Origin of the sequence: Microbacterium meiriae, from assembly GCF_040685015.1 — a bacterium.
Taxonomy (GTDB): Bacteria; Actinomycetota; Actinomycetes; order Actinomycetales; family Microbacteriaceae; genus Microbacterium; species Microbacterium meiriae.
Map to the genome: position 1 here is coordinate 179,254 of NZ_JBFBHD010000001.1, position 25,382 is coordinate 204,635.

25 protein-coding genes are annotated in these 25,382 nt (G+C 71.9%); 6 read left to right on the top strand and 19 right to left on the bottom strand.

The annotated features are described in order from the left end of the window. Window positions 1–11: 11 nt before the first annotated feature. Window positions 12–956: a quinone oxidoreductase family protein gene (locus AB0N68_RS00855; protein ID WP_280565734.1), complete on the top strand. Its 945-nt coding sequence runs from the start codon at window positions 12–14 to the stop codon at window positions 954–956. Window positions 957–1,035: 79 nt separating this feature from the next. Here AB0N68_RS00855 and AB0N68_RS00860 read toward each other — a convergent pair whose 3' ends face one another. Continuing rightward, window positions 1,036–1,539, bottom strand: a complete 504-nt coding sequence (locus tag AB0N68_RS00860) for a hypothetical protein (protein WP_280565732.1) — start codon at window positions 1,537–1,539, stop codon at window positions 1,036–1,038. Between the two features lie 12 nt (window positions 1,540–1,551). On the opposite strand from AB0N68_RS00860, the gene AB0N68_RS00865 reads away from it, so the two are divergent. After that, on the top strand, window positions 1,552–1,656 hold the full coding sequence (locus AB0N68_RS00865; protein ID WP_280565730.1) for a zinc-binding dehydrogenase: 105 nt from the start codon (window positions 1,552–1,554) through the stop codon (window positions 1,654–1,656). 57 nt (window positions 1,657–1,713) lie between these two features. Here AB0N68_RS00865 and AB0N68_RS00870 read toward each other — a convergent pair whose 3' ends face one another. The 9 genes from AB0N68_RS00870 to AB0N68_RS00910 form a co-directional block, all read right to left on the bottom strand. After that, window positions 1,714–2,280: a hypothetical protein gene (locus tag AB0N68_RS00870; RefSeq protein WP_280565728.1), complete on the bottom strand. Its 567-nt coding sequence runs from the start codon at window positions 2,278–2,280 to the stop codon at window positions 1,714–1,716. 40 nt (window positions 2,281–2,320) lie between these two features. Further along, on the bottom strand, window positions 2,321–2,929 hold the full coding sequence (locus AB0N68_RS00875; protein ID WP_280565726.1) for an alkylhydroperoxidase domain protein: 609 nt from the start codon (window positions 2,927–2,929) through the stop codon (window positions 2,321–2,323). Further along, window positions 2,926–3,579 (bottom strand): CMD domain protein, encoded by a 654-nt coding sequence (locus AB0N68_RS00880; RefSeq protein ID WP_187662012.1) that lies wholly within the window; start codon window positions 3,577–3,579, stop codon window positions 2,926–2,928. Before AB0N68_RS00880 ends, AB0N68_RS00875 begins: the two co-directional genes overlap by 4 nt. After that, window positions 3,576–4,646, bottom strand: coding sequence for a putative FMN-dependent luciferase-like monooxygenase (locus tag AB0N68_RS00885; protein ID WP_280565723.1), 1,071 nt, complete (start codon window positions 4,644–4,646; stop codon window positions 3,576–3,578). The genes AB0N68_RS00880 and AB0N68_RS00885 overlap by 4 nt, the downstream gene beginning before the upstream one ends. Continuing rightward, window positions 4,643–6,271 (bottom strand): dipeptide ABC transporter ATP-binding protein, encoded by a 1,629-nt coding sequence (locus tag AB0N68_RS00890; protein WP_280565721.1) that lies wholly within the window; start codon window positions 6,269–6,271, stop codon window positions 4,643–4,645. Before AB0N68_RS00890 ends, AB0N68_RS00885 begins: the two co-directional genes overlap by 4 nt. Then, complete coding sequence (locus tag AB0N68_RS00895; protein ID WP_280565719.1) at window positions 6,268–7,161, bottom strand: ABC transporter permease; 894 nt, start codon at window positions 7,159–7,161, stop codon at window positions 6,268–6,270. The genes AB0N68_RS00890 and AB0N68_RS00895 overlap by 4 nt, the downstream gene beginning before the upstream one ends. Then, on the bottom strand, window positions 7,158–8,138 hold the full coding sequence (locus AB0N68_RS00900; RefSeq protein WP_280565717.1) for an ABC transporter permease: 981 nt from the start codon (window positions 8,136–8,138) through the stop codon (window positions 7,158–7,160). The genes AB0N68_RS00895 and AB0N68_RS00900 overlap by 4 nt, the downstream gene beginning before the upstream one ends. 16 nt (window positions 8,139–8,154) lie before the next feature. Next, the gene (locus tag AB0N68_RS00905) at window positions 8,155–9,789 is read right to left on the bottom strand and encodes a TIGR04028 family ABC transporter substrate-binding protein (protein ID WP_280565715.1); all 1,635 of its coding nucleotides are present in this window, start codon (window positions 9,787–9,789) and stop codon (window positions 8,155–8,157) included. A gap of 131 nt (window positions 9,790–9,920) precedes the next feature. Continuing rightward, entirely contained in the window at window positions 9,921–11,315 is a 1,395-nt protein-coding gene (locus tag AB0N68_RS00910; protein ID WP_280565713.1) for an NtaA/DmoA family FMN-dependent monooxygenase, read from the bottom strand. A gap of 103 nt (window positions 11,316–11,418) precedes the next feature. Between AB0N68_RS00910 and AB0N68_RS00915 the strand changes: the two genes are divergently transcribed. Beyond that, on the top strand, window positions 11,419–12,414 hold the full coding sequence (locus AB0N68_RS00915; RefSeq protein WP_280565711.1) for a Gfo/Idh/MocA family protein: 996 nt from the start codon (window positions 11,419–11,421) through the stop codon (window positions 12,412–12,414). Further along, the gene (locus AB0N68_RS00920; RefSeq protein ID WP_292793529.1) at window positions 12,407–13,387 is read left to right on the top strand and encodes an NYN domain-containing protein; all 981 of its coding nucleotides are present in this window, start codon (window positions 12,407–12,409) and stop codon (window positions 13,385–13,387) included. Before AB0N68_RS00915 ends, AB0N68_RS00920 begins: the two co-directional genes overlap by 8 nt. 25 nt (window positions 13,388–13,412) lie before the next feature. On the opposite strand, the gene AB0N68_RS00925 is transcribed toward AB0N68_RS00920, so the two are convergent. From AB0N68_RS00925 to AB0N68_RS00955, 7 genes are all read right to left on the bottom strand, one after another. Then, on the bottom strand, window positions 13,413–14,420 hold the full coding sequence (locus tag AB0N68_RS00925; protein ID WP_187662021.1) for a sugar phosphate isomerase/epimerase family protein: 1,008 nt from the start codon (window positions 14,418–14,420) through the stop codon (window positions 13,413–13,415). Window positions 14,421–14,460: 40 nt separating this feature from the next. Next, entirely contained in the window at window positions 14,461–15,312 is an 852-nt protein-coding gene (locus AB0N68_RS00930; RefSeq protein ID WP_187662022.1) for a sugar phosphate isomerase/epimerase family protein, read from the bottom strand. A 78-nt stretch (window positions 15,313–15,390) separates the two neighbouring features. Further along, complete coding sequence (locus tag AB0N68_RS00935) at window positions 15,391–16,587, bottom strand: substrate-binding domain-containing protein (RefSeq protein WP_522727273.1); 1,197 nt, start codon at window positions 16,585–16,587, stop codon at window positions 15,391–15,393. Between the two features lie 14 nt (window positions 16,588–16,601). Beyond that, window positions 16,602–17,651 carry an ABC transporter permease gene (locus AB0N68_RS00940; RefSeq protein WP_232089058.1) on the bottom strand — a complete coding sequence of 350 codons (1,050 nt, stop codon included), beginning with the start codon at window positions 17,649–17,651 and terminating at the stop codon, window positions 16,602–16,604. Next, window positions 17,648–18,784: an ABC transporter permease gene (locus AB0N68_RS00945; RefSeq protein ID WP_280565703.1), complete on the bottom strand. Its 1,137-nt coding sequence runs from the start codon at window positions 18,782–18,784 to the stop codon at window positions 17,648–17,650. Before AB0N68_RS00945 ends, AB0N68_RS00940 begins: the two co-directional genes overlap by 4 nt. Then, the gene (locus AB0N68_RS00950; RefSeq protein ID WP_280565701.1) at window positions 18,781–20,301 is read right to left on the bottom strand and encodes a sugar ABC transporter ATP-binding protein; all 1,521 of its coding nucleotides are present in this window, start codon (window positions 20,299–20,301) and stop codon (window positions 18,781–18,783) included. Before AB0N68_RS00950 ends, AB0N68_RS00945 begins: the two co-directional genes overlap by 4 nt. Beyond that, window positions 20,298–21,407 (bottom strand): Gfo/Idh/MocA family protein, encoded by a 1,110-nt coding sequence (locus AB0N68_RS00955; protein ID WP_280565699.1) that lies wholly within the window; start codon window positions 21,405–21,407, stop codon window positions 20,298–20,300. The genes AB0N68_RS00950 and AB0N68_RS00955 overlap by 4 nt, the downstream gene beginning before the upstream one ends. A gap of 115 nt (window positions 21,408–21,522) precedes the next feature. Between AB0N68_RS00955 and AB0N68_RS00960 the strand changes: the two genes are divergently transcribed. Beyond that, a complete protein-coding gene (locus tag AB0N68_RS00960) occupies window positions 21,523–22,740 on the top strand; it encodes an ROK family transcriptional regulator (protein ID WP_292793539.1) in 1,218 nt (405 codons plus the stop codon). On the opposite strand, the gene AB0N68_RS00965 is transcribed toward AB0N68_RS00960, so the two are convergent. Next, on the bottom strand, window positions 22,692–23,828 hold the full coding sequence (locus tag AB0N68_RS00965) for a Gfo/Idh/MocA family protein (RefSeq protein WP_280565694.1): 1,137 nt from the start codon (window positions 23,826–23,828) through the stop codon (window positions 22,692–22,694). The two genes, AB0N68_RS00960 and AB0N68_RS00965, sit on opposite strands and share 49 nt — an antisense overlap. Then, window positions 23,828–24,634 carry a sugar phosphate isomerase/epimerase family protein gene (locus AB0N68_RS00970; protein WP_280565692.1) on the bottom strand — a complete coding sequence of 269 codons (807 nt, stop codon included), beginning with the start codon at window positions 24,632–24,634 and terminating at the stop codon, window positions 23,828–23,830. Before AB0N68_RS00970 ends, AB0N68_RS00965 begins: the two co-directional genes overlap by 1 nt. 104 nt (window positions 24,635–24,738) lie before the next feature. Here AB0N68_RS00970 and AB0N68_RS00975 point away from each other — a divergent pair, with 104 nt between their 5' ends. Continuing rightward, window positions 24,739–25,380 (top strand): TetR/AcrR family transcriptional regulator, encoded by a 642-nt coding sequence (locus tag AB0N68_RS00975; protein ID WP_259951456.1) that lies wholly within the window; start codon window positions 24,739–24,741, stop codon window positions 25,378–25,380. Window positions 25,381–25,382 lie beyond the last annotated feature (2 nt).

Here is a 25,382-nt window from a genome sequence, read left to right on the forward strand (position 1 = left end):
AGCCTGAGGGCATGGCCCGCGCGATCGTCTACACCGAGTTCGGATCCCCCGCTGTCCTCCACCTGATGGAGGTGCCTGACCCCGTGCCCGTCCGCGGCGAGGCGCTGGTGCGCATCGAGGCGGCCGGTGCCAACCCCATCGACGCGAAGCTCCGTGGCGGCAAGCGCCCGTCTGCGCCGATCACCGAACCGCGTCCGGTCGGATTCGACGGTGCCGGGGTGATCGAGGTGCTGGGCGAGGGCGTCGACGGGTTCGAGGTCGGCGACCGCGTCGCGATCCGCGACACGCTCGGGACCTACGCCTCCGCCCTCGCGGTCGAGGTCGACAAGCTCGTGAAGCTCCCGGACGCCGTCACCGCGGCCGAGGGTGCGGCGATCGGCATCCCGGCCGGCACCGCCTACCAGTCCCTCCGCTCGCTCGCCGTGACGGCCGACGACGTGCTCCTCGTGCACGCAGGATCCGGCTCGGTCGGCCAGGCCGCCGTGCAGTTCGCGGTCGCCTGGGGCGCGACGGTGATCGCCACCGCGAGCCCCGCCCGGCACGACCAGCTCCGCGAGCTCGGCGCGATCCCCGTGGCCTACGGCGACGGCCTGCTCGACCGCGTCCGCGCGGCGGCCCCCTCCCCCGTGACCGTCGTCCTGGACTGTGCGGGCACCGATGAGGCCATCGAGACCTCCCTCGCCCTGGTCGCGGACCGCGACCGCATCGCGACCATCGTCCGCGGTCCCGACGCCGCCGACTTCCGCATCCGGGCGTTCTCCGGCGGGTCCCCCGAGCCGCTCACGCCGCAGGAGCTGGAGTGGCGCGCCGAGGCGCTGCAGAAGACCGTGGACCTCCTGGCCGCGGGCGACTTCACCATCGAGCTCGGCCCGGAGCTGCCCCTCGCCGAGGCGGCACGGGCCCATGAACTCATGGAGACCGGCGCCGCCTCGGGGAAGATCATCCTCGTTCCCTGACCCCAACCCTGACAGCGTCGGGCGTCACCCCGCACGCGGCGTTCGGCGGGTTCTGCCGCGGCCAGGCGACACTGATCGGTCAGGCGGCTTTCGGCTTCCGGCGCGGTGGGAGGCGAAGATGCATGGTCGCGAACGCCAGCACAGCAAGGGATGGCACGAAGAGTCGCGCGTCCGGTGCATAGCCGTCACTCACAGGCCATCCACTCTGGGCATAGCGAACCGGTCCTGCATCGCCGACGACGTAGGACAGAAGCATGCCGCCCGCAGCGATTCCGAACAAGGCGAACAACCACCCCGCGTATCGAACCCACCACCGACGTGCCCTCGGCACGATACGCAGAGGCAGCCCGATCAGGAACGCCAGGATCGTAAGCGGAGTGGAGAGGACCGCGAATCCGACGATCTGCAAGCCCTCTGTGTACCCGGCCGCGGTGGTCGACCAGATCGCTATCGCGACATACGTGGTCAAGCCGGTGAGGAAGACTTGCGCCGCCAACAGGAGCCAATGCCGTTCGGTCTCGGCCGCGGCCACCTGGCGTGGTGAACCAGGCACCCCGGCGTCGAGCTGGTTCTGAGACGTCACATTCGGATCGTAGTGCTTCTGCTCGGAGCACCGGAGCTGCCCCTCGCCGAGGCGGCACGGGCCCATGAACTCATGGAGACCGGCGCCGCGTCGGGGAAGATCATCCTCGTCCCCTGAGAGATCAGGGTGGCACCGGAGCGGGGTTGCGGCCACGACGGGCTCCGACCCGATCGCCTAGCCTCCGGGGCAGTCGCACTCACTGCCGCTGTAGCACTGGCACACCGAGTCAGGGTAGTCGGCCTTGGTGGCGGTGATTCTGACGTCGAGTTCTTCGAGCGGGACGACGTCCTCGATGCCGTCCAGTTCCGGGATGTCCGGGCAGTCCGCGGGGCCTGTCTCCACGATCTCTTCGCCTCGCGGAAAGGTCAGGGTGAAGCACACCGCCCCCTGACGCTGCTCGTACCACCAGCCACCGCCCGTCTGCGCGCCACCGAGTGCGAGGAGTGTCAGGGTGGTGCCGTCGCCCCTCTTGTCGAGGTCGAGGAGCTTGAGGGGGTTGCCGTCGAGCTCGTCGGTTCCGTCTCGGAGGTCGGAGGCGAGGGAGAGTTCGGCGATGGTCGCTTCCGAGTCCGTGACGATCTTGCCGCGGTGCTCCCACATACTGTCCTGCGCGTCTTCGATGGAATCCGCGAGGCTCACCCGCACGAGGTTCTCGATGCTCGGCGCGCACCCGACGAGCATGGCGGCCGCAGCGACGAAGCCGACGACAGGGAGGCTTCGGCGCCGCAGACGGCTTGTCATGATGCGACGGTAGCGCATCCGGCGACGACCTCCCTGTCGTTCAGAATGGAGCGACGGGGCGGCCGAGCGAGAGCATCAGCCGGTTCGCCCAATTGAAGAAGGCCGCGCCGTGCACGACGTCCGCGATCTCGAGGTCGTCCAGTCCGGCCGCACGGAGGCGCGCGATGTGCGCGGGACCGAACGCGCGAGGCGTGTCGGTCAGCGCGACCGCGGCGGCGATGATCGCGTTCCAGCGCTCCCCCAGATCCGCGTCCACGCCCTCGGCGAGGAGCGTATCGACGTCCTCCGGCCGCTTGCCGTGGTGCGCCGCGAACCGGGAGTGCACCGACGCGCAGAAGACGCAGCCGTTGCGGCGGGAGGCGGCGGTGGCCGCGAGCTCCCGCTCCGCGCGCGGGAGCCCCTCCGCGGTGTTGTAGAAAACGTCCTTGTCGACGAGGGTGCGTGCGCGGAGCACCTCGGGGTCGCGCGCGAGCAGCCGGAAGTACTCGTTCTTCGCGCGGGCGGCGTCGACGAGGCCATCGAGGTGTCGCGGGGTGAGATCCTCCTCCGCCAGGGGCGCGAGGTGGGGTGTCCAGCCGACCTCGGCGCGCGTGAAGGCGTGCGGATAGGGGGCGGCGTCGTGGCGGAGCACGGTGTCGGCGGCGGTCATGCGGCCTCCTCGTCGGTGTCGGTGTCGGTGTCGGTGGCGGTCGCGGTCGCTGTGTCGGCGGCGGTGCGTCCGGCCTCCTGAAGCACGCGGAGGCCGGTGACGACCCGCTGCTGGAAGGCGAGGAAGGACACGAGCTGCGACAGCGTCACGATGCCGTCCGTCGACCAGCCGGCGTCGTGCAGGCTGCCGAGGTCGGCGCCGGATGCCTCGCGGGGACGGAACACCAGCAGGTGCGTGTGCGCGAGAGCGGTCGCGAGACGTTCCCCCAAGGCCGCCGATGCCGCTTCGTCCGGGAGGTAGCGCGTGCCGTCGGTGCTCTCCGCCTCCAGCCCGCGTTCGGTGTAGGCGCCGAACGGTCCCGTGGTCGCGGCGGCCTCGGCCTCTCGGGCGACGATCGCGGCGCGCTCCGGGTCGATCTCGCGGGCCCGCCCGGCGTAGAACACCGCCGTGGGGTCGTCGGCACCAGCGAGCGCGGTCGCGAATGCCGCGATGAGCGCGCGCTCTGCGAGAGACACATGCTCCGCGGATACCGGGTGGAAGAGCGCGTCGAAGCTCGCCTGGAGCTGCTCCCTGGTCACGGGACGGCGCCGACGCAGCGCATCCAACTCCGGCGTCACCCCCGTCAGCTGGTCGACGATGTCGGCGGTCATGCGTTCTCCTTCACGGTGGGGGTGTTCTCGGGCGCGTGGGTGGTCTCGGGATCCGGCGGCGTGAGCGCGTAGCCGAGGGCCGGGGCGACCTCCGTCGCGAACAGCTCGATCGAGCGCAGGACGTGGGCGTGCGGCGCGTCGACCGAGTGCACCTGGAACGCCACCTCGGTCGCGCGGTGCAACGTGGTGTCGGCGGCGAGCGAGGCGGCGACCTCCTCCGGGGTGCCGAGGTGCGTGTCGAGAGCGGCGATGAGGTCGTCGATGCCGTCGCCGGGGATCGTCTGGCCCTGCCGCCGGAAGCCCTCGGCCGCCCGCCGTAGACCGACCTCGGCGAACTGGAGCGCCTCGACGCGGTCGTCCGCCACGAACACGGTGCGGGAGGCGGTGATCCGCGGAGTCTCGCCGGCGGGGAGCGCGTCGAGGTACGCGTCGATGATCGGGTCCTGTAGGGCGGACAGCGGTGCGTGCAGACGGTCGCCGGGGCGGGGCTGCGTGCGGGACAGCAGCAGTCCATGACCGTGGACGCCTGCTCGATGACCGCCGGGTGCCGAGAACGTCGCCTGCCAGATCCGCGAGGCCAGCGACCCCGCGTCCGGATACAGCGTGTTCCCCGCACCGACGTCGCGGCCCTGGAGAGCGTCGAGAAGCACGCCCAGCTTGCGGTCGTAGGTGGGCCCCTTGTCGCGCACGTCCTCCCCGAAGGGCGCGAAGGACGACGGGGTGCCGCCGCTGCCGAGCCCGAGGTCGATCCGCCCGTCCGCGAGCAGGTCGGCCACCACGGCGTCCTCGGCCACCCGGACCGGGTCTTCGAGGGGCAGCGTGATGATCCCGGTGCCGAGCCGGATCCCCGAAGTGCGTGCCGCCGCGTGCGCGAGGAAGACGAGCGGCGAGGGCAGCCCGCCTTCCGCCGCCCGGAAGTGGTGCTGCGCCACCCACGCCCTCCCCACGCCGTGCCGTTCGGCGTGCTGGATCTGCGCCAGGGCGAGGCGGTAGCGGTCGTCCGGGGATGCGTCGTCGAGGAGCCGGGTGAAGAACGCGACGGTGGGGCGAGGGGCGGTGGCGCTCATGCGATGATCTCCGTTCGACCGGGAACCGCGGCCAGCAGCTCCCGGGTGTTCTCGTGCTGCGGGTCGTGGAACAGCTCTTCGGTCGGTCCGTCCTCCACCACGCGCCCGCGGTGCATGACGGAGACGGTGTGGCTGATGCGACGCACCACCGCGAGGTCGTGCGAGATGAAGAGGTAGGTGAGTCCGAGCTCGGCCTGGAGCGCGGAGAGCAGTTCGAGGATGCGCGCCTGCACCGTCACATCGAGCGCCGACACCGCCTCGTCGAGCACGAGGATCTCCGGGTCGACGGCGAGCGCCCGCGCGATCGCGACCCGCTGGCGCTGCCCGCCGGACAGCTCGCTCGGCGTGCGGCGGGCCGCATCCGCCGGCAGCGCCACGCGCTCGAGCAGGGCGACCGCGCGATCCCGACGCTCGGACCGGCCGCCGATGCGGAAGTTGTGCAGCGGCTCGGCCACGATGTCGGCGATCTGCTGCCGTGGATCCAGGGAGGCGAAGGGGTTCTGGTACACGAGCTGGATCCGTCGGCGCAGCGCACGCAGTCGCGCCCCCTCGACGGCCGTCGCGTCCTCCCCCGCGAGCTCCACGGTCCCGGCGTCCGGACGGAGGAAGCGCGTGACCAGGCGCGCTGTCGTGGACTTGCCCGATCCGGACTCGCCGACCAGCGCATGGGTCGTCCCGCGCCGCACCCGGAAGGAGACGTCGTCGACCGCCCGGAAGCGCTCACGACCCGCGACCCGGAACTCCTTGACGAGGCCGGCAGCCACGATCTCGTAGGGCTTCTCGGCGGCCACTGCCGCGGCGTCCCGGAGGAACGGCGGCGCGTCCGGACGCCGGAAGCCGGTCGTGAAGGCGGGCGCGTCCGCGAGCAGCTGCCTCGTGTACGGGTCTTCCGGCTCCGCGAGCACCTGCGCACTCGGCCCCTGCTCCACGATCCGGCCGTCTTTCAGCACCGCGATCCGCGCCGCCCGGTCCGCGGCGACGCCGAGGTCGTGCGTCACGAGCAGGATGCTCGTGCCGTCCTCGCGCTGCAGCTCGTCCAGCAGATCCAGCACGCGGCGCTGCACCGTGGCGTCGAGGGCGCTGGTGGGCTCGTCCGCGATGAGCAGCCGAGGGCTGAGGGCGATCGCGGCCGCGATGAGGACCCGCTGCCGCATCCCGCCGGAGAGCTCGTGCGGATACTGTCGAGCACGCAGATCGGGGTCGTCCAGCCCGACGCGGTCGAGCAGCTCGAGCACGCGGGCGTTCCGGGAACGACGGTCGCGATGCCCGTGCAGACGCAGCACCTCGGCGACCTGCACGCCGACGGGGCGCACCGGGTCGAGCGAGGTCGTCGGATCCTGCGGCACCAGCCCGATCTCCGACCCGCGGATGCCGCGGAACGCCCGATCCGACCATCCGGAGATGTCGAGGTCGCCGAGCCGGACGCGCCCGCCCTCGACCCGTCCGCCCTCCGGCAGCAGGCCGAGGAGGGCGTGCGCCGTGGTGGACTTGCCGGAGCCCGACTCGCCGACGAGGGCGAGGGTCTCCCCCTCCGCGATGGCGAAGGAGAGGCCGTGCACGACCTCGCGGGCGGCGTACGAGACCCGCAGGTCCGTCGCGGTGAGGACGGGGGTGGGCGCGGTCATCGGGCGCTCCTTCCGAGCCGGTGGCTGATGCGATTGGCGCTGAGCACGACGGCGACCACCACGAGGCCGGGGAGCGCCGTGAGCCACCAGGCGGTCGCGATGTAGTTGCGCCCCTCGGCGATCAGCAGGCCCCACTCGGGGGTGGGCGGCGGCGCGCCGTAGCCGAGGAAGCCGAGGGTGGAGATGGCGAGGATGGCCGTGCCGAACTGCAGCGCGGCGAGCGCGATGATCGGGGTGAGGGCGTTCGGGAACACATGCCGGCGCAGCACGGCGACGAAGGTGCCGCCGCTGCCGTACGCCGCCTCGACGTACTCGGTGCGGCGCACCCGCGCCACCTCGGCGCGCATGAGCCGGGCGAAGGCGGCGACGCTGCCGAGTCCCACGGCGATCGCCGCGTTCACCGTTCCGAAGCCGAGCAGGATGATGACGGAGAGCGACAGCAGCAGCCCGGGGATGGCCAGCAGCACGTCGACGATCCGCATCAGCACGTCGTCCACGACACCGCCGGTCGCGCCGGCGACGGCTCCGAGGAGCGTGCCGAGCGCGAGGCCGACCGTCACGGCGATGAGCGCGCCCGACAGGGAGTGCACCGCGCCGTGCACGACCCGGCCGAAGAGGTCGCGGCCGAGGGCGTCGGTCCCGAACCAGTGCGCGGCGCTCGGCGGCAGGAGCTTGTCGGCGGGCACGCCGGTCAGCGGATCGCCCGGCGCGAAGACCCCCGGGATCACCGCCCACAGCACCGCCACGGCGACGACAGCGAACGCGAGGTACAGCCCCCAGGCGCGGAAGCGTCGCCGCGGACGGGACGGGGAGACGGGGGCGGGAGCTGCCGGCGCGGGGAGCGCTCCGGGCGTCTCGACGGATGTCTCCGCGATCACGGGAGCGGTCATGCGGGCACCTCCTGGGCAGTGGGACGGACGGGGCGCGACCGGGCGGCGCGGGCCGCCCGCCGCTGCCGCGGGTCGATCAGGGGCGTGGCGAGGTCGACGGCGAAGCTGATCACCACGAACCCCAGGGCCGACAGCAGCACCACTCCCTGCAGCACCGGGATGTCCTGGTTCGCGACGGCCTGCTCCGTGAGGCGCCCGATGCCGGTGCGGCCGAAGACGGTCTCGGTGACCACCGCGCCGCCGACGAGCTCTCCGAACAGCACCCCCGCGATGGTGAGGGTCGGGACGGCGGCGTTGCGCGAGACCGACCGCGTGAGCACCCACGCCGGCGGCGCGCCCTTCGCCCGCACCACGGTCACGAACGGCTGCGCCTGCACGCGGTCGATGGATCGGACCAGGACCTGGGCGAGGGGCGCCGAGATCGGCACGGCGAGCGTGAGGACGGGGAGGATCAGGCCGCTGATCGGATCGGCCCCCACGATCGGCACCCATCCGAGCCCGAACGAGAACACCTGGATGAGCAGGATCCCGAGCCAGAACACAGGGACCGCCACGAACAGTCCCGGCACCTGCCGCAGACCGTCCCGCAGCCAGGCGAAGAGCGCGAGCGAGGAGAGCACCGCGATCAGCACCGCGAGCAGGACGGCGACCAGGAGCCCGAGCGCCGCGAGCAGCAGCGTGGCGGGCAGTGCTTCAGCGAGCATCGTCCGGACCGGGGTGCCGTACTGGGTCGAGTAGCCGAAGTCGCCGGCGAGGAAGCCGAGCCCCGCGTGCAGATACTGCTCCCCCCACGGCACGTCGGCGCCGTAGGTCGCGCGGATGTCGTCGAGCTGCTCCGGCGAGAGCCCCAGGCCCGGGTCGGAGAACTTGATGAGGATGGCGTCTCCCGGCAGCAGCTGCAGCAGGAAGAACGTGGCCGTGAAGGCCGCGATCAGCACGATCGCGGCCTGCCCGGCCCGTCGGAGGACGAAGGTCATGGGGTCACCGTGGTCCTCAGTGCTCCGCGAGCCACACGCCGGAGAACGTGGGGCGGCCGACCGACTCGAACGCGACGCCGTGCACGTACGTCGCCGCGCCGTAGACCTGCGGCTCCTCGAAGAGCGGGATCACGTACGCCTGCTCCGCGATGTAGTCCTGCACGGCCTGGGAGGCGGCCACCCGCTTCTGGGCATCCGGCTCGGAGGCGACGGCGAGGAGCAGCTCGTCGAGCGTCGCATCCTGCGAGATCAGCACGTCGCGGTTCTTCGTGAAGTACTGGCTCTTGATCACGTCGAGATCCGCACGGCCGACCATCGAGTGGTAGAACCCCGTCTTCAGGGGATCACGCGTGTCCTCCGCGTAGCTGCCCGCGTCGCCGGGCTTGACGGTGAGCTCGACGCCGACCGCCGCGAGCTGCTGCGCCACGAGCTCCAGGGTCTGCTTCGACAGCGGCTGCGGCTTGGCCTCGTAGACCGTGATGGACAACCGCTCGCCGTCCTTCTCGCGAATGCCGTCGGCGCCGGGCTTCCAGCCCGCCTCGTCGAGCAGCGCCTCCGCCTTCTCCGGGTCGTGGGCGTAGTGCGCGGACTCGTCCTTGTATCCCGCTGCCTGGGAGGACAGCACCGACGTGGCCACCGGGTAGTTCTCGGTGAACAGGGTGTCGACGACCTCCTGCGCGTCGACCGCGGCGATGATCGCCTGACGCACGCGGATGTCGGACAGCAGCGGGTTCTCCGGGCGGAGGGCGATCGAGTTGTTCACGCCGCGGGTCTGCGGCGCGTACAGCGTGAAGCCGGCCCCCTCCACGCGGTCCTCGTCGAACGCCTGGACGTAGCGGACGTAGTCGGCTTGGCCCGCGAGCAGCGACCCGATGCGGACGGAGTCCTCGGGGGTCACCAGCACGTGCACGGCGTCGAGGTAGGGACGACCGTCGCTCTCGACGCTGTCCGGGCCCCAGTCGTAGTCGTCGCGGGCGGTGAGGGTGTACTCGGTTCCGAGCTTCTCGTCGGTGACGGTGAAGGGACCGGAGCCGATGATCTCCTCCGCGTTGCCGGCGCCGAAATCCTCGATCGTGCCGTCCAGCGTCTCCGGGGACAGCAGCCCCGAGTTGATGGTCGACGTCGCCTGCAGGAAGCCGGGCGACGGCGCGCTGAAGCGGAACGTCACGGTGTCCTCGTCCACCACCTCGCTGCCGGCGTAGTTGTTGATGGCCTCGGAGACGGTGAGACCGCGTTCGGCGTCCCCCAGCCCGTAGGTGTCGAAGTTCTTCGCGACGGCGGCGGCGTCCACGGGCGTGCCGTCCGAGAACGTCACGTCCGGGTTGAGGTCGAAGGTGTACTCCGTGGCGTCGTCGTTCACGGTCCACTCCGCGGCGATCCACGGCTCGATCTCGAGCGTCTCCGGATTCTGCCAGGTGAGCCGGGCGGCGATGTTGTTGACGATGCCGCCGTTCGGGTAGAAGCCGGCCTGCGGCGGGTACAGGTTCGTGTAGGCCTGGTGCTCGAGGTAGGTCAGGGTGCCGCCGGAGACCGGGTCCCCCGCGTCGGCCGGAGTGTTCCCCGGGGCGGGCGAGGTGGCGCAGGCGGCGAGGCTGCCGGCCAGGACGAGCGGGACCGCGACGGCGGCGGTGCGGATGAGGCGGCGGTTCATGCGGGGGACTCCTCGGATTCGGAAGACGGGGTCTCGGGTGCGGAGGGGGTGCAGGTGGTGTTCACGGTAGGAAGCGGCAGGGCACGGGGGCGAGGCGGCGGACTCCGGGTGTCGCGAGACGACACCCGTGGTCACGCGCCGACACGCGACGTCACACGGAGGCGGTCGCGCAGCGTCTCACGCCGGCCGTCCTTGCCGGCCTCCTCCGCCGCGCGGAGCAGGCCACGGCGGCGGAGCTCGGGGGCCGCGAGGCGGGTGAAGGCCTCGAACTGCGCGGGTTGGAATGCCGAGAGGACGTTGAAGCCGTCGGCGGCCCCCGCGTCGCGCCAGCTCTCGAAGTGGTCGGCGATCGTGCCGGCATCGCCGACCACGAAGGCCGCGGGGACGGCGTGCGCGGCGACGAGATGCCGCCAGGTCACTGCCGCCTCCGCCCCGACCGCGAGCCCGGCGATCCGCGCGAGTCGCTCGACGAGCGCGGCACCCCGCTCCCCCAACCGGAGCGCCTCGGCGGCCGTCACCGGGGCGTCGAAGGCGGCGGCACGCAGCGGGTCGTCGGCGGCCACCTCCAGTGCGTCGGCGAGGGAATCCACCGTGCGGTTCGGCGGGAACGCGACGCGATCGGGCTGCACCCCCTCAGCGAGCGGCACGAGTTCCAGCAGCCGCCGGACGATCCGGTGCGCCCCGGCGTCCGAGTCCGCGACGACGGGCAGCACCGGGGCGATGACCTTCAGCTCCTCCGCCGGGCGCCCCGCGTCCGCGGCGATGTCCTTCAGCAGCCGCCGCGTGGTCACGGCATCGGCGAGGGTGGGCGCGGCGATGAGCGCGAGATCGGCGGCGGTCGCGGCGAGCGCCCGCGACCGCGGCGAGGTCCCCGCGTGCACGATCGGGATGCGCCCCTGCGGCGGACGCGCGACGTTGAGCGGACCGGCGACCCGCACATGTGCGCCCGTGACCTCGGCCGCGCGCAGCCCCTCGGGGTCGATGAGCACGCCGCGCTCGGCGTCCGCGATCCAGGCGTCCTCGTCCCACGAGTCCCAGAGCCGGCGCAGAGCGACGACGAACTCCTCGGCCCGGTCGTAGCGGGTCTCGGTGTCGGCGTGGGCGTCACGGCCGTGGTTGCCCGCGGCACGCGGCTCGGCGCCGGTGACGAGGTTGATCCCCGCCCGGCCGTGGGTGAGGACGTCGAGGGAGGCCAGCGCCCGCGCCGTGGCGTACGGATCGGCATAGGTGGTGTTGACCGTCGCGATGAGACCGATCCGCGAGGTCACCCCGGCGAGGAACAGCACCACGCTCAGCGGGTCGATGCGGGCGAGCAGGTAGGGGTCGCGGAACTCCAGGTCGGGTCCGGTCGCCAGCCAGTCGCCGAAGAAGAGGTAGTCCAGACCTGCGTCCTCCCCCTCCCGCGCGATGCGGCGCAGGATGTCCGCGTCCTCCGCGGGGTCGCGGTGGGCTCCGGGATACCGCCAGCCGGAGGGGTAGGCGCCGAGGGTGCGCACCATGGCGCCGATCACGAGGGGTTCCGTCATGCCGACACGGTAGGACCGCCGCCTCCACCCCGGCCACCGGGAGGAAGCCGGAGGTCACCGGATGTCACAGACGGTCACACGCGCCACCCTCTACGCTGAGAGGATGACTGGACTTCGTTGGGGAATCCTCGCGACCGGCGGCATCGCCGGCGCCTTCGCATCCGATCTGCGCACGGCCGGCCTCGACCTCGTCGCCGTGGGCTCACGCTCGCAGGAGTCGGCCGATGCCTTCGCCGCGCGCTTCGACATCGCGCACGCGCATCCGTCATACGAGGCGCTGGTCTCCGATCCCGACGTCGACATCATCTACGTCTCCACCCCGCACCCGATGCACCACGAGAACGCCCGGCTCGCCCTGGAGCACGGGAAGCACGTCCTCGTCGAGAAGGCGTTCACGCTCGACCACGCCCAGGCCGCGGACCTCCAGCGGCTCGCCGCCGAGCGCGGGCTGCTCGTCATGGAGGCGATGTGGACCCGGTACCTGCCGCACATGGTCCGCATCCGCGAGCTCCTCGCCGACGGCGCCCTGGGTGAGATCCGCACCGTGAGCGCCGACCACACGCAGCAGCTGCCCACCGACCCCGCCCACCGTCTCAACGCCCTCGAACTGGGCGGCGGGGCGCTGCTCGACCTGGGGATCTACCCGATCTCCTTCGTCTGGGATGTCCTCGGGGCACCGACCACCGTCCGCGCGGTAGGGCGTCTGGTCGAGACCGGAGCCGATTCCGAGGTCGCCACCGTCATGGTCCACGAGAGCGGGGCGATCTCCACGACGCTCTCCTCCTCGCGCGGCGCCGGCCCCAACGCCGCGAGCATCGTCGGCACCGAGGCCCGCATCGACATCGACCGGGTCTGGTACGCCCCCACCTCGTTCCGTCTCGTGCTGCCGGACGGCACGGTGCAGGAGGAGTACGTCTCGTCCGTCGAGGGTCGCGGCATGCAGTACCAGGCGTTCGCGGCCGAGCGCCTCGTCCGCGACGGTCTCCTCGAGGGCGACATCCTCCCCATCGCGGAGAGCGTCGCCATCATGGGCGCCCTGGACGAGATCCGCGCGCAGATCGGCGTGCGCTACCCCGGCGAGGAGGACGACCGTGGCTGAGACGACCGACGCCCGCGTGGCGGTGTACCTGGACTTCGACAACATCGTCATCTCCTGGTACGACCGGGTCCACGGCCGGAACTCCTACGGCAAGGACCGCCAGCGCATCACGGAGCACCCGAACGACCCCGAGGTCGCCGAGCGGCTGAGCCGGGCGATGATCGAGGTCGGCGCCATCATCGACTACGCGGCGTCCTTCGGCACCCTCGTGCTGACCAGGGCGTACGCGGACTGGTCGTCGCCGGTCAACGCCGAGTACCGGTCGCAGCTCGTGGCCCGCGCGGTGGATCTCGTCCAGCTCTTCCCCGCCGCGGCGTACGCCAAGAACGGCGCGGACATCCGGTTGGCGGTCGATGCGGTCGAGGACATGTTCCGTCTTCCGGACCTGACCCATGTGGTCATCGTGGCCGGCGACAGCGACTACGTGCCGCTCGCCCAGCGCTGCAAGCGCCTCGGCCGGTACGTGATCGGGGTGGGCGTGGCCGGGTCGACGGCGAAGTCGCTCGCCGCGGCCTGCGACGAGTTCGAGTCGTACGACTCGCTCCCCGGCGTGGCGCGTCCGGCGAAGGCAGCACAGCCCGCCGTCGCTCCGGTGGTCGAGGCCCCGGCGGAGCCGTCCGCCCCGGCCGCCGCGGACGCGGGTACCCCGAAGCCCAAGACCGCGTCGAAGTCCCGCACGAAGGCCAAGGCCAAGGCCGCTGCAGAGGAGCCCAAGGTCGAGGAGAAGATCGACGACCAGGGCGAGGCCACGCGGCTTCTGGAGCGCGCCCTGCGCCTCGGCCACGACAAGGCGGATGCCGACGAGTGGTTGCACAGTTCCGCGGTCAAGACGCACATGCGCCGCATGGACCCGTCGTTCAGCGAGAAGGCCCTCGGCTACCGGTCCTTCTCCGACTTCCTCAAGTCGCGCGACGACATCGCCGAGCTCGAGGAGACCGGACACGAGCGCCTGGTCCGCCTGCGGGAGCCCTGAGCACGGCCGGTCGCCTGCCGTCCCGTCACTGGTGGCGGAACGCGGCGTCGAAGGCGGCCGCGGGCTGCGGCCACAGCAGGGAGCGCACGAAACCGAGCGCCTCGGGGGCGCCGTGCAGGCGGTCCATGCCGGCGTCCTCCCACTCGATCGAGATCGGGCCGTCGTAGCCGATCGCGTCCAGCGCACGGAAGGCGTCCTCCCAGGGCACGTCGCCGTGGCCGGTGGAGACGAAGTCCCAGCCGCGCCGGGGGTCGCCCCACGGCAGGTGCGAGCCGAGCACCCCGGCACGGCCGTTCCTCGGTCGCAGGCGGGTGTCCTTGCAGTCGACGTGGTAGATCCGGTCGGCGAAGTCGACGATGAAGCCGACGGGATCGATGTTCTGCCACATCATGTGCGAGGGGTCCCAGTTGAAGCCGAAAGCGTCGCGGTGGTCGATCGCGTCGAGGGCGCGGACGCTCGACCAGTAGTCGTACGCGATCTCCCCGGGATGCACCTCGTGGGCGAAGCGCACGCCCTCGCCGTCGAACACGTCGAGGATCGGATTCCATCGGTCGGCGAAGTCCTGGAACCCCTGGGCGATCACCGTCTCCGGCACCGGCGGGAACATCGCGACATAGGGCCAGATCGACGACCCGGTGAAGCCGACGACGGTGTCGACGCCGAGCTTCCTGGCCACCCTGGCCGCACGCGTCATGTCCTCCGCCGCCCGCTGCCGCACACCCTCGGCCGCGCCGTCGCCCCAGACGTACGGGCGCAGGATGCCCTGGTGCCGGAAGTCGATCGGGTCGTCGCACACCGCCTGCCCGGCGAGGTGGTTGGAGATCGCGAACACCCGCAGTCCGTGCCGGTCGAGGATCTCGCGGCGGGAGGCGACGTAGGCATCGTCCTCATCGGCCCGGCGGAGGTCGAGGTGGTCGCCGGACGCGGCGATCTCCAGCCCGTCGTAGCCCCACTGCGCGGCGAGGCGGGCCACCTCCTCGAACGGAAGGTCGGCCCACTGGCCGGTGAACAGGGTGACCGGGTGACTGCTCATGGATACTCCTTCGTATCGCGGGTGCTCGTATCGCGGGGGTTCAGGCGCCGAGGGCGCGCAGGTGAGCGATGCTGCGGGCGGCGAGATCGTCCTGGCTGGCCGCGAGCGGTCGCCACACCGAGGCCGCGACCGCGATCGTCGCGTTCTCGCCCGTGAAGCTCTCCAGCCCCAGCACGCCGCGGTAGCCGGCGTCGTCGAGCGCGCGGAGCATCTCCGGCCAGTCGGTGTGGTCGTCGCCCACGGCACCGCGGTCGCTGCCGCACACCTGCACGTGCGCGATGGCGGCGCCCGCCGCCCGGACCGCGTCGGCGGGACGCTTCTCCTCGATGTTGAGGTGGTAGGTGTCGAGGGCCAGCCCCACCCCGGCACCGAGCAGCGGCGCCAGCGCATCGAGGCTCTGCGCCACGGTGTTCAGCACGCTGGTCTCGTAGCGGTTGAGCGGCTCGACGGCCAGCGTCACGCCGATCGCGGCGGCCTCGCGAGCGAGGGGGGCGAGGTTGTCCCTGAGCTCGCCGACGACCTCCGCCCGCTGCGTCTCGTCCATGCGCCAGGTGACGCCGGTCGGGGCGTAGAACGGCCCGGCGACGACCGCGGCCCCGAGGACGGCCGCGGCGTCCAGGCAGGCGCGGAGGTAGTCCTGCGTGGCGGCGACGTCTCCGGCGCGCGCGAGCAGCGAGCGCCCGGGTCCCATCGCCCCGACCACGACCGCGCCCATCCCGAGACCGTCCAGCACGGCCCGGGCCCGGAGCGGGTCCCAGTCACCGATGCTCTCCAGCGGCAGCTCCAGGGCGTCGTAGCCCATCCGGGCGGCCGTGCGGGCGAGCGGCTCCAGGGTGTCGTCCGTCAGCGGAGACGTCCAGACCCAGGTGTTGACGGCGATCGTGCGGGGCATCGTTGTCCTTCTGATCGTGCGGGTGCTCCCACCCTCCCACTCGCCTCAGGCGGAGCGGAAGGGCGGGAGCACACGGGGTCACGGGATCTGACGCTCCTGCCAGACCGTCGGGTAGCCGGGAAGGTCCTCTCCGCCGAACTTGGCGTAGTGGCCGTCGGGCATGCCGTCGTTCGCCGTGAGGTAGTCGTCCAGCTCGGCCTCGGTGATCGGCTTCTGCAGGAGCACCCACTCCTTCGGCACCTCTTCGCCCGCGAAGATCATCTGCGCCGCGAGCAGAGGGGTGCGCCACTGGAAGTTCGAGTACACCGGGGCGAGGCCGGTGAGGCCCGTGTCCTTCCACTTGCGCAGGAAGCTCATCTCGTCCTCGCCGGTCATCACCGGGTAGTCGGCCCCGGCATCCTCGAAGGCCTCGATGGCGGCGACGGCGCCGTCACCGGCGTCCATCCAGATGCCCTGCACGTCGCCCTTGGCGAGCTCGTCGCTGATGATGCTCTTGATCTCGGCGGGGTCCGCTCCGGTGAAGTGGTCCACGGCCTCGATCCCGGCCTCCTCGAACAGCTTCTCGGCTCCGGCCCAGCGGTGCTCCAGCACGTCGACACCGGGGAGGATCCGGAGAGCCACGACCTTGTCGCCCTCTTCGAGGTTGTCGATGAGGAACTCCGCGGTGTCGATGCCCCAGGCGAAGCCGCCGATCGGGTGGATGAACGTGACAGGGCAGTCGGTGTTCACGCCGCGGTCGAACACGACCACCGGCTTGCCCGTCTCGCACGCCCGCTCGACCGCGGGGGTCATCGCCGCCGTGCTGTTCGGGGAGATGAGGAAGACGTCGCACTCGCCTTCGGAGATGAAGTAGTCGATGTCGGCGATCTGGGTGTCGTCGGAGTCCTGCGCGTCGCGGGTCTCCATCTCGCTGATCGCGCCCGACTCCTGCAGCACCTTCAGCTGCTCGTTCATCGTGATCCAGCCCGTCTGCCGCCACGGGTTCGAGATCGAGGCGTTCGCGAAGCAGGCCTTCTTGGCGCCGGTGCTGGCGAACTCCGACGTGTCGACCATCTCGGCGTTGATGTGCTGCAGGTAGGGCTGGTCGGCGGGGCCCTGGGGGTCGACGCCGCGCTCCTCGTCCTGCTTGTCGAAGAGCTCCTGGTCGAACCACTCGGTGGTCTCGGCCGACTCCTCGGGGTTCTCCGACTCCGCCGGCGCCACGGACGGGTCGGTCGTGCACCCGGCGAGCGCGATGAGGCCGAAGAGGGCCACCCCTGCGGTGGCGATCTTCATCGATCGTCGCATTGCTAATCTCCTCTGGTTGTAGGGCTTGATGCGGTGCTGCGGTTCTCGGCGTTCTCAGTCCCCGCGGTATGGACGTCCGTCGGCTGGGGACCGCGCCGGCGGCGGGCTCGGAAGGCGACACCCGCATAGGCGACGGCCGCGATGATGATGACGCCCTGCACGGCGTCACGGAGGGTGGAGGGGACGCCCGCGATGTTCAGGAGCAGGAACAGCGCCTCCAGCGCGAACGCTCCGGCCACGGCGCCGACGATCCAGCCTCGACCTCCGCCGAGCACGACGCCGCCGAGCACCACCGCGGTGATCGCGGTGAACTCGTAGCCCCGGCCGACGGACGGGTGCACTCCCGCGTACCCGACCAGCAGGACGGCGGAGAGGGTGGCCGAGAGGGAGGACAGCACGAACGCGCGGGTGGTGACCCAGGCCCGGCGGGCACCGGCGTAGTCCACGGCGCGGGCGTTGTCGCCGATCGCGATGAGGGTCTTGCCCAGCGGGCGCTTGGTGATGACGATGCCGAGGGCGAGCCAGGCGGCGAGCAGCAGCACGGCCCAGGGCAGGAACTCCAGCACGGGGAGGTCGCGGATCCCTCCGCGGCCGATCTCGCGGAAGCTGTCGGCCGGGTTGCCCGTGGCCGCGCCGCCCGTCCACCACATCACGCCGCCGAGCAGGGCGAGCATCATGCCCAGCGTCACGATGAACGACGGCACCTTGAGCAGCGTCGTGAGGACGCCGTTGACGAGCCCGACGACGATACCGAACACCACCATGAGCAGCAGCACCGGGAGGGTGCGCGCGTCGTCCTGGCCGACGAGGTTGCCGGCGATGATGACCTGCGCCGTGATGAGCGACCCCTGGGAGAGATCGAACTCCCCGGCGATGATCACGAAGTACTGCCCGATCGCGACGATCGCGATGGGCGCGACGCGCTGCAGGTATCGCATGAACTGGCCGGGCTCGGCGAAGCTCGGGTTGAGCACGGCGACCGCGACGAGCAGGATCACGAGCAGCAGGAAGACCGCCCCGCGGGGGCTGACGAGCGTGCGCAGCGCGTTCATGAGCGTCCTCCTTCCCGCACGGAGGCGGTATCCCCTGCGCTGTCGACGGCGGCGACCTCGATGGTCGGATCGGCGAGTTCGGCGGCCGCCACCGCCATGTCCCCTTCGGCCGCCTTCGCGGCGTCGTCTCCCCCGGTGCGCGTGCCGCCGGCCCCGAAGCGCGGCCGGCGGCGCACGACGGCCCGCCGACTGTAGACGGCGACGGCGGCGACGATGACGATGCCGCGCACCACATCCTTGAGGAAGGGGTTCACCTGCAGCACGCTCATGACGTTGTCGACGACGGCGAGGATGGCGACGCCGCCGATGGTGCCCCAGATCGAGCCGCGCCCGCCGAGGAGCAGCGTGCCGCCCAGCACGACCGCGGCGATGGAGAGCAGCGCGTAGCCGCCCTGCTGACCGACCGTCGGGCTGCCCACGCCGAGACGGCTGGCGAGCAGGAGGCCGGCGAGGCCCGCGAACACGGAGCACAGCACGTGCGCCCAGACCAGCGGCAGGCGGGTGCGCACGCCGCTGAGCCGCGCGATCTCGGGGTCGCCGCCGACGGCGTAGAGATGGGCGCCGGTGCGGGTGCGGTTCAGCAGCACCCAGACCAGCACGGCGAGCGCGATCATGATGAGCGTGGACACCGGGATCGGTCCGACCCCGGTCGCGCCGATGAGCTGGAACGCCCACGGGACCTCGCCCGCCGAGCCTTCGAAGTTCGTGTTGAGGATGCCCTGGAGGATCAGCCCGACGCCGAGCGTCGCGATGAAGCCGTTGACCTTGAGCACCGTCACGATGAGCCCGTTCACGAGCCCGATCCCCGCGCACACGAGGAGCGTCACGATCACCGCGAGCGGGATGTTGCCGGCGTTCCCGGCCATCATCGTCGCCGCGAGCAGGCTCGACAGGCTGATGACGTAGGTGACCGACAGGTCGAGCGAGGCGCCGAGCACCACGAGCGTCTGCCCGATGGCCACGAGGCCGAGCACGCTCATCCCGGTCAGGATGTCGCGGATGTTCCCCGGGCTGAGGAAGTTGCGACCGACCGTGGCGACGAGGATCGCGCCGACGACGAGGGCCAGCAGCAAGATGCCGAGCACGATGACGGTCGAGTCGATGCGGAGACGGGCTCCGGGGCGGCGGCTCATCGCGCACCTCCCTTCGCCGTCGGACCGCTGTCGGCGCCGGTGGCCGCCGCGAGGATCTCGTGCTCGGCCGCACCGGCCGGCAGCTCGGCAACGAGCTCGCCGTCGTGCATGACGAGGATGCGGTCGCTCATGCCGATGACCTCCGGCAGCTCGCTCGAGACCATGAGCACGGCCTTCCCCTGCGCCGCCAGCTCGCGCATGAGTTGGTAGACGGCGTACTTGGCCCCCACGTCGATGCCCCGTGTCGGCTCGTCGAAGAGCACGATCTGCGGCTGGGTGAGCAGCCACTTGGCCAGCACCACCTTCTGCTGGTTGCCGCCGGACAGGAAGCGCACCTCCTGGTCGAGACCGCGCGAGGACACCTCCAGCGTGCGGAGCACTCCCGGCACCTCCCGGCGCGACGCCGCGGTGCGTCCGGCGAACACGTTCCGCACCGCGAGCAGGGCGTTGTCGAGGATCGACTGCCCCAGCGCGAGCCCCTGGGCCTTGCGGTCCTCCGAGACGAGGGCGAGTCCGGCGCGCACGGCCGCACGCGGCCCGGTGATCCGCACCGGCTTCCCGTCGATCCGCACGGCGCCGCGGGTGAAGGCCTGGATGCCGAACACCCCCTCCACGAGCTCCGTGCGTCCGGAGCCCTGGAGACCTGCCACCCCGACGATCTCCCCGGCGCGGAGCGTCAGCGACACCCCGTCCACGTAGGCGTTCCCGCAGCGGTCGAGTTCGAGCCGGGGCGCGCCGACCGCGGTGCCGGCGACCGGATCGGGGAAGTAGGACTGGATCGACCGGCCCACCATCCGGCGCACGAGCTCGTCGGTGGTCAGGGCCGCGGTCTCGTCCGTGGAGACGAGGGCGCCGTCCTTGAGGATCGTGATCCGGTCGCAGAGGTCGAAGATCTCCTTCAACCGGTGGGAGACGTAGATGACGGCGACACCACGGGAGGTGAGCCGGCGGATGATCGCGTACAGCAGCTCCACCTCGCGGTCGCTGAGCGCCGCGGTCGGTTCGTCCATCGAGATCACCTGCGCATCGAACGACAGCGCCTTCACGATCTCGACGATCTGCTGCTCGGCCACCGTCAGCGAGCCCACCCGGGCCTGCGGGTCGATGAAGGAGACTCCGAGGTCGCTGAGCAGCTCCGCGGTGCGCTCGTTCATCGCCCGCACGTCGATGAGTCCCGCGCGCCGTGGCTCCCGGCCGAGGTAGACGTTCTGCGCGACCGTGCGCTCCGGGAGCAGGGTGAACTCCTGGAACACCGTGACGATGCCGGCGTCCATCGCCTGCCGGGGGTGCGCGTGGCGCACCTCCGCGCCGCGGTAGGCGATCGTCCCCTCGTCGGCCGGCTGCACGCCCGCGATGATCTTCATGAGCGTGGACTTGCCTGCACCGTTCTCGCCGACGAGGCCGTGCACCTCCCCCGGGCGCACGTCGAAGTCGATGCCCTTCAGCACCTCCACGCCGAAGAACGCCTTGCGGATCCCGGCCACCTGAAGCACCGGCTGCGTCGTCGTCGCGGTCATGCCGGCACCTCCGTCCAGCGGCCCTCGTGGGCGGCGGAATCGAGCACGGCCTCGGTCAGCACCGCCGCACGGTGGCCGTCGGCGAACGTCGGCAGACCGTCGGGCACGTCGCCCGCGATCGCGGCATAGACGTCCGCGACGAAGCCGTTGAAGGCGTCCTGGTATCCCATGGCGTGCCCGGCGGGGACGCGCTGCAGCCGGGCGGACTCCGGGTCGGCCGTGGCGGGGTCGCGCAGCAGCAGCCGCGACTCCTCCCGCATGCCGACCCAGAGCTCCTCCGGCCGTTCCTGCTCGAACCGCAGACTCTGCCGCGTCCCGTGCAGCTCCAGGGTGAGGGCGTTCTTGCGGCCCGCCGCCATCTGCGAGATGAGCAGCGTGCCGAGTGCCCCCGCCGAGGTCTCGACGAGCACGGCGACGATGTCCTCCGTGTCGACGGCTTGCCCCGCCCGCTCGGCGAACACCCGGCGGGTGCGGGCGCTGAGGGTCCGGATCCGATCGCCCGTGACGAACTCGAGGAGGTCGCACAGATGCGAGCCGATGTCGGCGAAGGCGCGGGAGGCGCCGCCGGACGTGGAGCGCACCCGCCAGTCGTCGTCGGTGGGCCGCAGCATCCAGTCCTGCAGGTACGAGCAGTCCAGCGTGAGCAGCTCGCCGGCCTCCCCGCGGGCGATGCGCGCCCTGGCCTCGCGCACCATGGGGTGGTAGCGGTACACGAAGGGGACGGCGGCGACGAGTCCGGTCTCGGCGGCGACCTCGGCGAGGGTGGCGGCGTCGGCGGCGCTCGTGGCGAGCGGCTTCTCGCACACGACGTGCTTGCCCGCTCGCAGCGCGCGCAGGGCGAGGTCGGCGTGCGTGGCGTTGGGGGTGCAGATGTGGACGACGTCGATGTCGTCGGCGTCGAGCAGGGCCTCCGCGTCCTGCTCGGCGCGGGCGGCGCCGAGCAGGTGCGCGGCATCCCTGGCGCCTTGGGCGGACCGGGTGGCGACGGCGCGCAGTGCCCCGCCTGCGTCTCGGGCGGCCGTGCGGTGCACGCGGGCCATGAAGCCTCCGCCGAGGATCCCGGTCCGGATCGTCCCGAGACCGGTGTCAGTGACATCCGTTGTCATGCCGGTGAGTCTGACACAGCGCTGAGGACTTTTGCTAGTCCTTCGTCAAAAGTTGTGTGTAACGAATTCGAAGTCGCACCACGGAGCGGAGGAAGTGCTGTGCTTTACTGACGCCATGGTTGACGTGCTGAGACCGCTTGCGACGCCCTCCCCCGGGACCGGCGAGATCTTCCAGATCCTCCGCGACGGGCACGCCCGCACCAAGGCGGAGCTCGCCGCCCTCACCGGACTCGCCCGCTCCACCGTCGCCTCCCGGGTCGACGCGCTGCTGGCCGCCGACCTCCTGCGCCCCGCCGGTGAAGCGGTGTCGACCGGAGGTCGTCCTCCCGCCCGCGTGGCGTTCAACCCGCGCGCCGGGCTCGTCCTGGCCGTCGACCTCGGAGCCACTCACGCGACCGTCGCCGTGGCCGACCTCGCCGGCGTGATCCTGGACGCACGCACGCGCGCGATCGACATCGGCGAGGGGCCGGAGGCCCTCCTCGACGCGATCCTCGCGGAGGGCAGCGCCCTGCTCGCCGCGACCGCCGGCGGCCTCCCCCTCGTGGGCGTGGGCATCGGCGTGCCCGGCCCCGTCGAGCACTCCACGGGGCGCCCGACGAACCCGCCGATCATGCCGGGCTGGGACCGGTTCGACGTCCCGGGCTACGTGCAGCGCACGTTCGACGTGCCGGTCCTCGTCGACAACGACGTGAACATCCTCGCCCTCGGCGAGCAGGCCACGAGCTGGCCCCGGGTGGACGACCTCGTGTTCGTGAAGGTGTCGACGGGAATCGGCGCAGGGATCATCGCCGGCGGGCAGCTCCAGCGCGGTGCCCAGGGGTCGGCGGGCGACATGGGCCACGTCCAGGTGCCGATGAGCGCGGGCTCGGCGCGGCAGCCGGGCGATGAACGGGATCTCGAAGCCCTCGCGAGCGGGTCGGCCCTCGCCGTCGCGCTGCGCGCCGAGGGGCATGACGTGCACACTGCCTCCGACGTCGTCGGCCTCGTCCGCGCCGGCAACGCCGCGGCCATCGAGGCCACCCGTCAGGCCGGACGCGATGTCGGCGAGGTGCTCGCGACCGTCGTGAACCTGCTCAACCCGTCGATCATCGTGCTCGGCGGCAGCATCGCCCGCGCCGGTGAGCACCTGCTCGCCGGGGTCCGCGAGGTCGTCTACCGCCGCTCGATCCCGCTCGCCACCCAGCACCTCGCGATCGTGCAGTCGCAGGCAGGCGACCGCGCGGCGGTGCTGGGGGCAGCGATCATGGTCGCCCGCGAGGTGCTCTCCCCCGCGAGCGTCGACCGCTACGTCGCCGCGAAGGGATCGAAGTCGGCGGGCAGCGCGCCCACCTGATCCAGCGTGCTCGCCACCTCCACGAAGGTGCGCCGCGCCGCCGCCTCCTCGATCGAGAGCAGGGTGTCGAGCACGTGGTACCCGAACTCGCCGGTGGCGACGTGCGGCCGGCCCTCGGCGATCGCGCGCGCCATGTCCAGCAGGCCGAGCCCGCGCCCCGCGAGCACTCCCTCCGGCGCGACGTCCACGACCTCCTGCACCACCGGCTCCGGCGGCACGAAGTGTCGGGACAGCGGCCGGGTGATCGTGATCGGCCCGCCGAACGTGTTCGGGTCGGGGATGACCAGGGTGCCCTCGGTCCCCGTGATCTCCACGATCCCCTGCCGCACCAGCGGTGAGTCCGTGCTGTAGAGGCTCTGCGCCTGTCCGCCACCCTCGAAGTCCATCAGGACGCTGAGCGTGGACGGGATCTCGACCGGGAACTCCTCCCCGGCGCGGTCGCCGACCTGCACCCGGCGCGTCGGCGACCCCTGCAGCCCGAGCGCGGCCACCGCGGCGACCGGCCCGAGGACGTGGACCAGGGTCGAGACGTAGTACGGTCCCATGTCGAGGAGCGGCCCCGCGCCCTTCGCGTAGAGGAACGCGGGGTTCGGGTGGAAAATCTCCGGCCCCTGCCACTGGAAGGTCGTCTGGCCGAACAGCGGGCGGCCGATGTCCCCCCGGGCGATGGCGCGCTTCGCGGTCTGCACCCCGGGGCCGAGGACGGTGTCCGGCGCGACGCCGACGCGGAGTCCGGCCGCCGCGGCCGCCTCCAGCAGGCGTCGCGCCTCCTCGCGGTCCACGCCGAGCGGCTTCTCCGTCCACACGTGCTTCCCCGCGGCGACGATCGCCTCCGAGACGGCGACGTGCGCGGCGGGGATCGTGAGGTTCACGACGATGTCGATGTCGGGATCATCGAGCACCACCTCGACGCCCCCGGCTCGCGGCACCCCGTACGCCGCGGCCTGCGCGCGTGCACGCTCCTCGACGAGGTCGCCGATCGCCCGCACCTCCACGTCCGGGAAGCGCGTGAGGTTCTGCAGATACTGGTCGCTGATGTTGCCCGCGCCGATGAGGCCGACGCCGACGACGTCGCCGCCGCGCACCATCAGCGCGCCGCCTCGGCGTCGAGGAAGACCCGGCTGCGCTCGATGGCGTCGAACAGATCGCCGTCGTAGTGGTCGAACTCGACGATGGCGAGTTCGAGCGCGGGCGCGGCGGCGATGGCCTCCCGGAGCGGCACCGCCCCGTCGCCCGCGGGCACCTGATCCGCGGGCGGGTAGGCGTCCAGCAGCGCGGGGTCGAGGGTGCCGTCCTTCGCGTGCACGGCGATCACGCGCTCGCCGAGACGCTCCACGAGGGTCACCGGGTCGACACCGCCGCGGGCCACCCAGTACAGGTCGACCTCCAGCACGACGCGCTCATCGAGGTGCTCCGCGAGGACCTCCAGCCCGGTCACCCCGTCGAACACCGCCTCCAGCTCATGCGCGTGGTTGTGGTAGCCGACCCGGACGCCGGCCTCGGCGCCGATCTCCGCCGCCTCGTTGAGCAGCCGGGCGGTCTCGACGATCTGATCGACCTGTTCCCAGCGAGCGGGCTCGGTGTACGGATCGATCACCGTGTCCATGCCGAGCGCCTTCGCGGCCGCGAAGACCTCCGCGGGTGAAGGCACGGGGGCCGTGGTACCGGAACCGTCCGGGCGCACGAAGGTCGGGGTCGCGAGGAACGCATGCCCCGACGGCGCCGTCAGTCCAGCGGCCGACACCGCGGCCGCCATCGCCTCCGCCCGGCGGACGAAGTCGTAGGGCTCGACCGCGCTGAATCCGCGCGCCGCGACGGCGGTGAGCGTGCCCTCGAGGTCGGCCTCCAACTGCTCGCGGATCGTGAACAGCTGGAGAGAGGTCTGGATCGTCATCGGTCGTGCTCCTCGGTCGTCGGTGACAGGCGGGCATCGCGCCCCGGAGGCACGCTAGCACCGAATACCTCCACATGGAAGTTTTCTGCCGATAGACTCGGGCCATGCCCCCCGCACCCTCCGAGGACTCCGAACGCCCGCGCCCGCGCGGCGCCTACGCCAAGGGCGTCGCGCGGCGCCAGGAGATCCTGGACCGCGCGATCGAGGTGTTCGCGGCCCGGGGCGCCGACCGCACGAGCCTGCGGGCGATCGCGAAGGCGGTGGGGGTGACGCATGCCGCCCTCACCCACTACTTCGGGTCGCTGGAGGAGCTGCTCGTCGCGGTCTACGTCGAGAGCAACGCGCCGGAACGGAAGACCGACCCGGAACCCGCGAACCCCGTCGAGGGCATGATCCGGTCGGCCAGGGCCAACCGCGAGGTGCCCGGTCTGGTGCAGCTCTACTCCACGCTCGTCGCCAGCGCTCTCGAGGAGGGCCACCCCGCCGCCCGCAGGTTCGCGACCGAGCGCTTCGCCCGCCTGCGGGCCGACATCGCCGAGACGGTCCGGGAGCAGCAGAAGGACGGAAGCATCCGTACGGACGTCGATCCGCTCGCGGTCGCCGCCCTCGTCGTCGCCGCCTCGGACGGCCTGCAGACGCAGTGGCTCCTGGACGACACCGCTCCGCAGCATGAGGCCCTCGCCCTCCTCGACCGCTTGCTCCGCCCGACCGACGACGCGGGCCGGGAGGGGTCCTCCGCGGGCTAGGC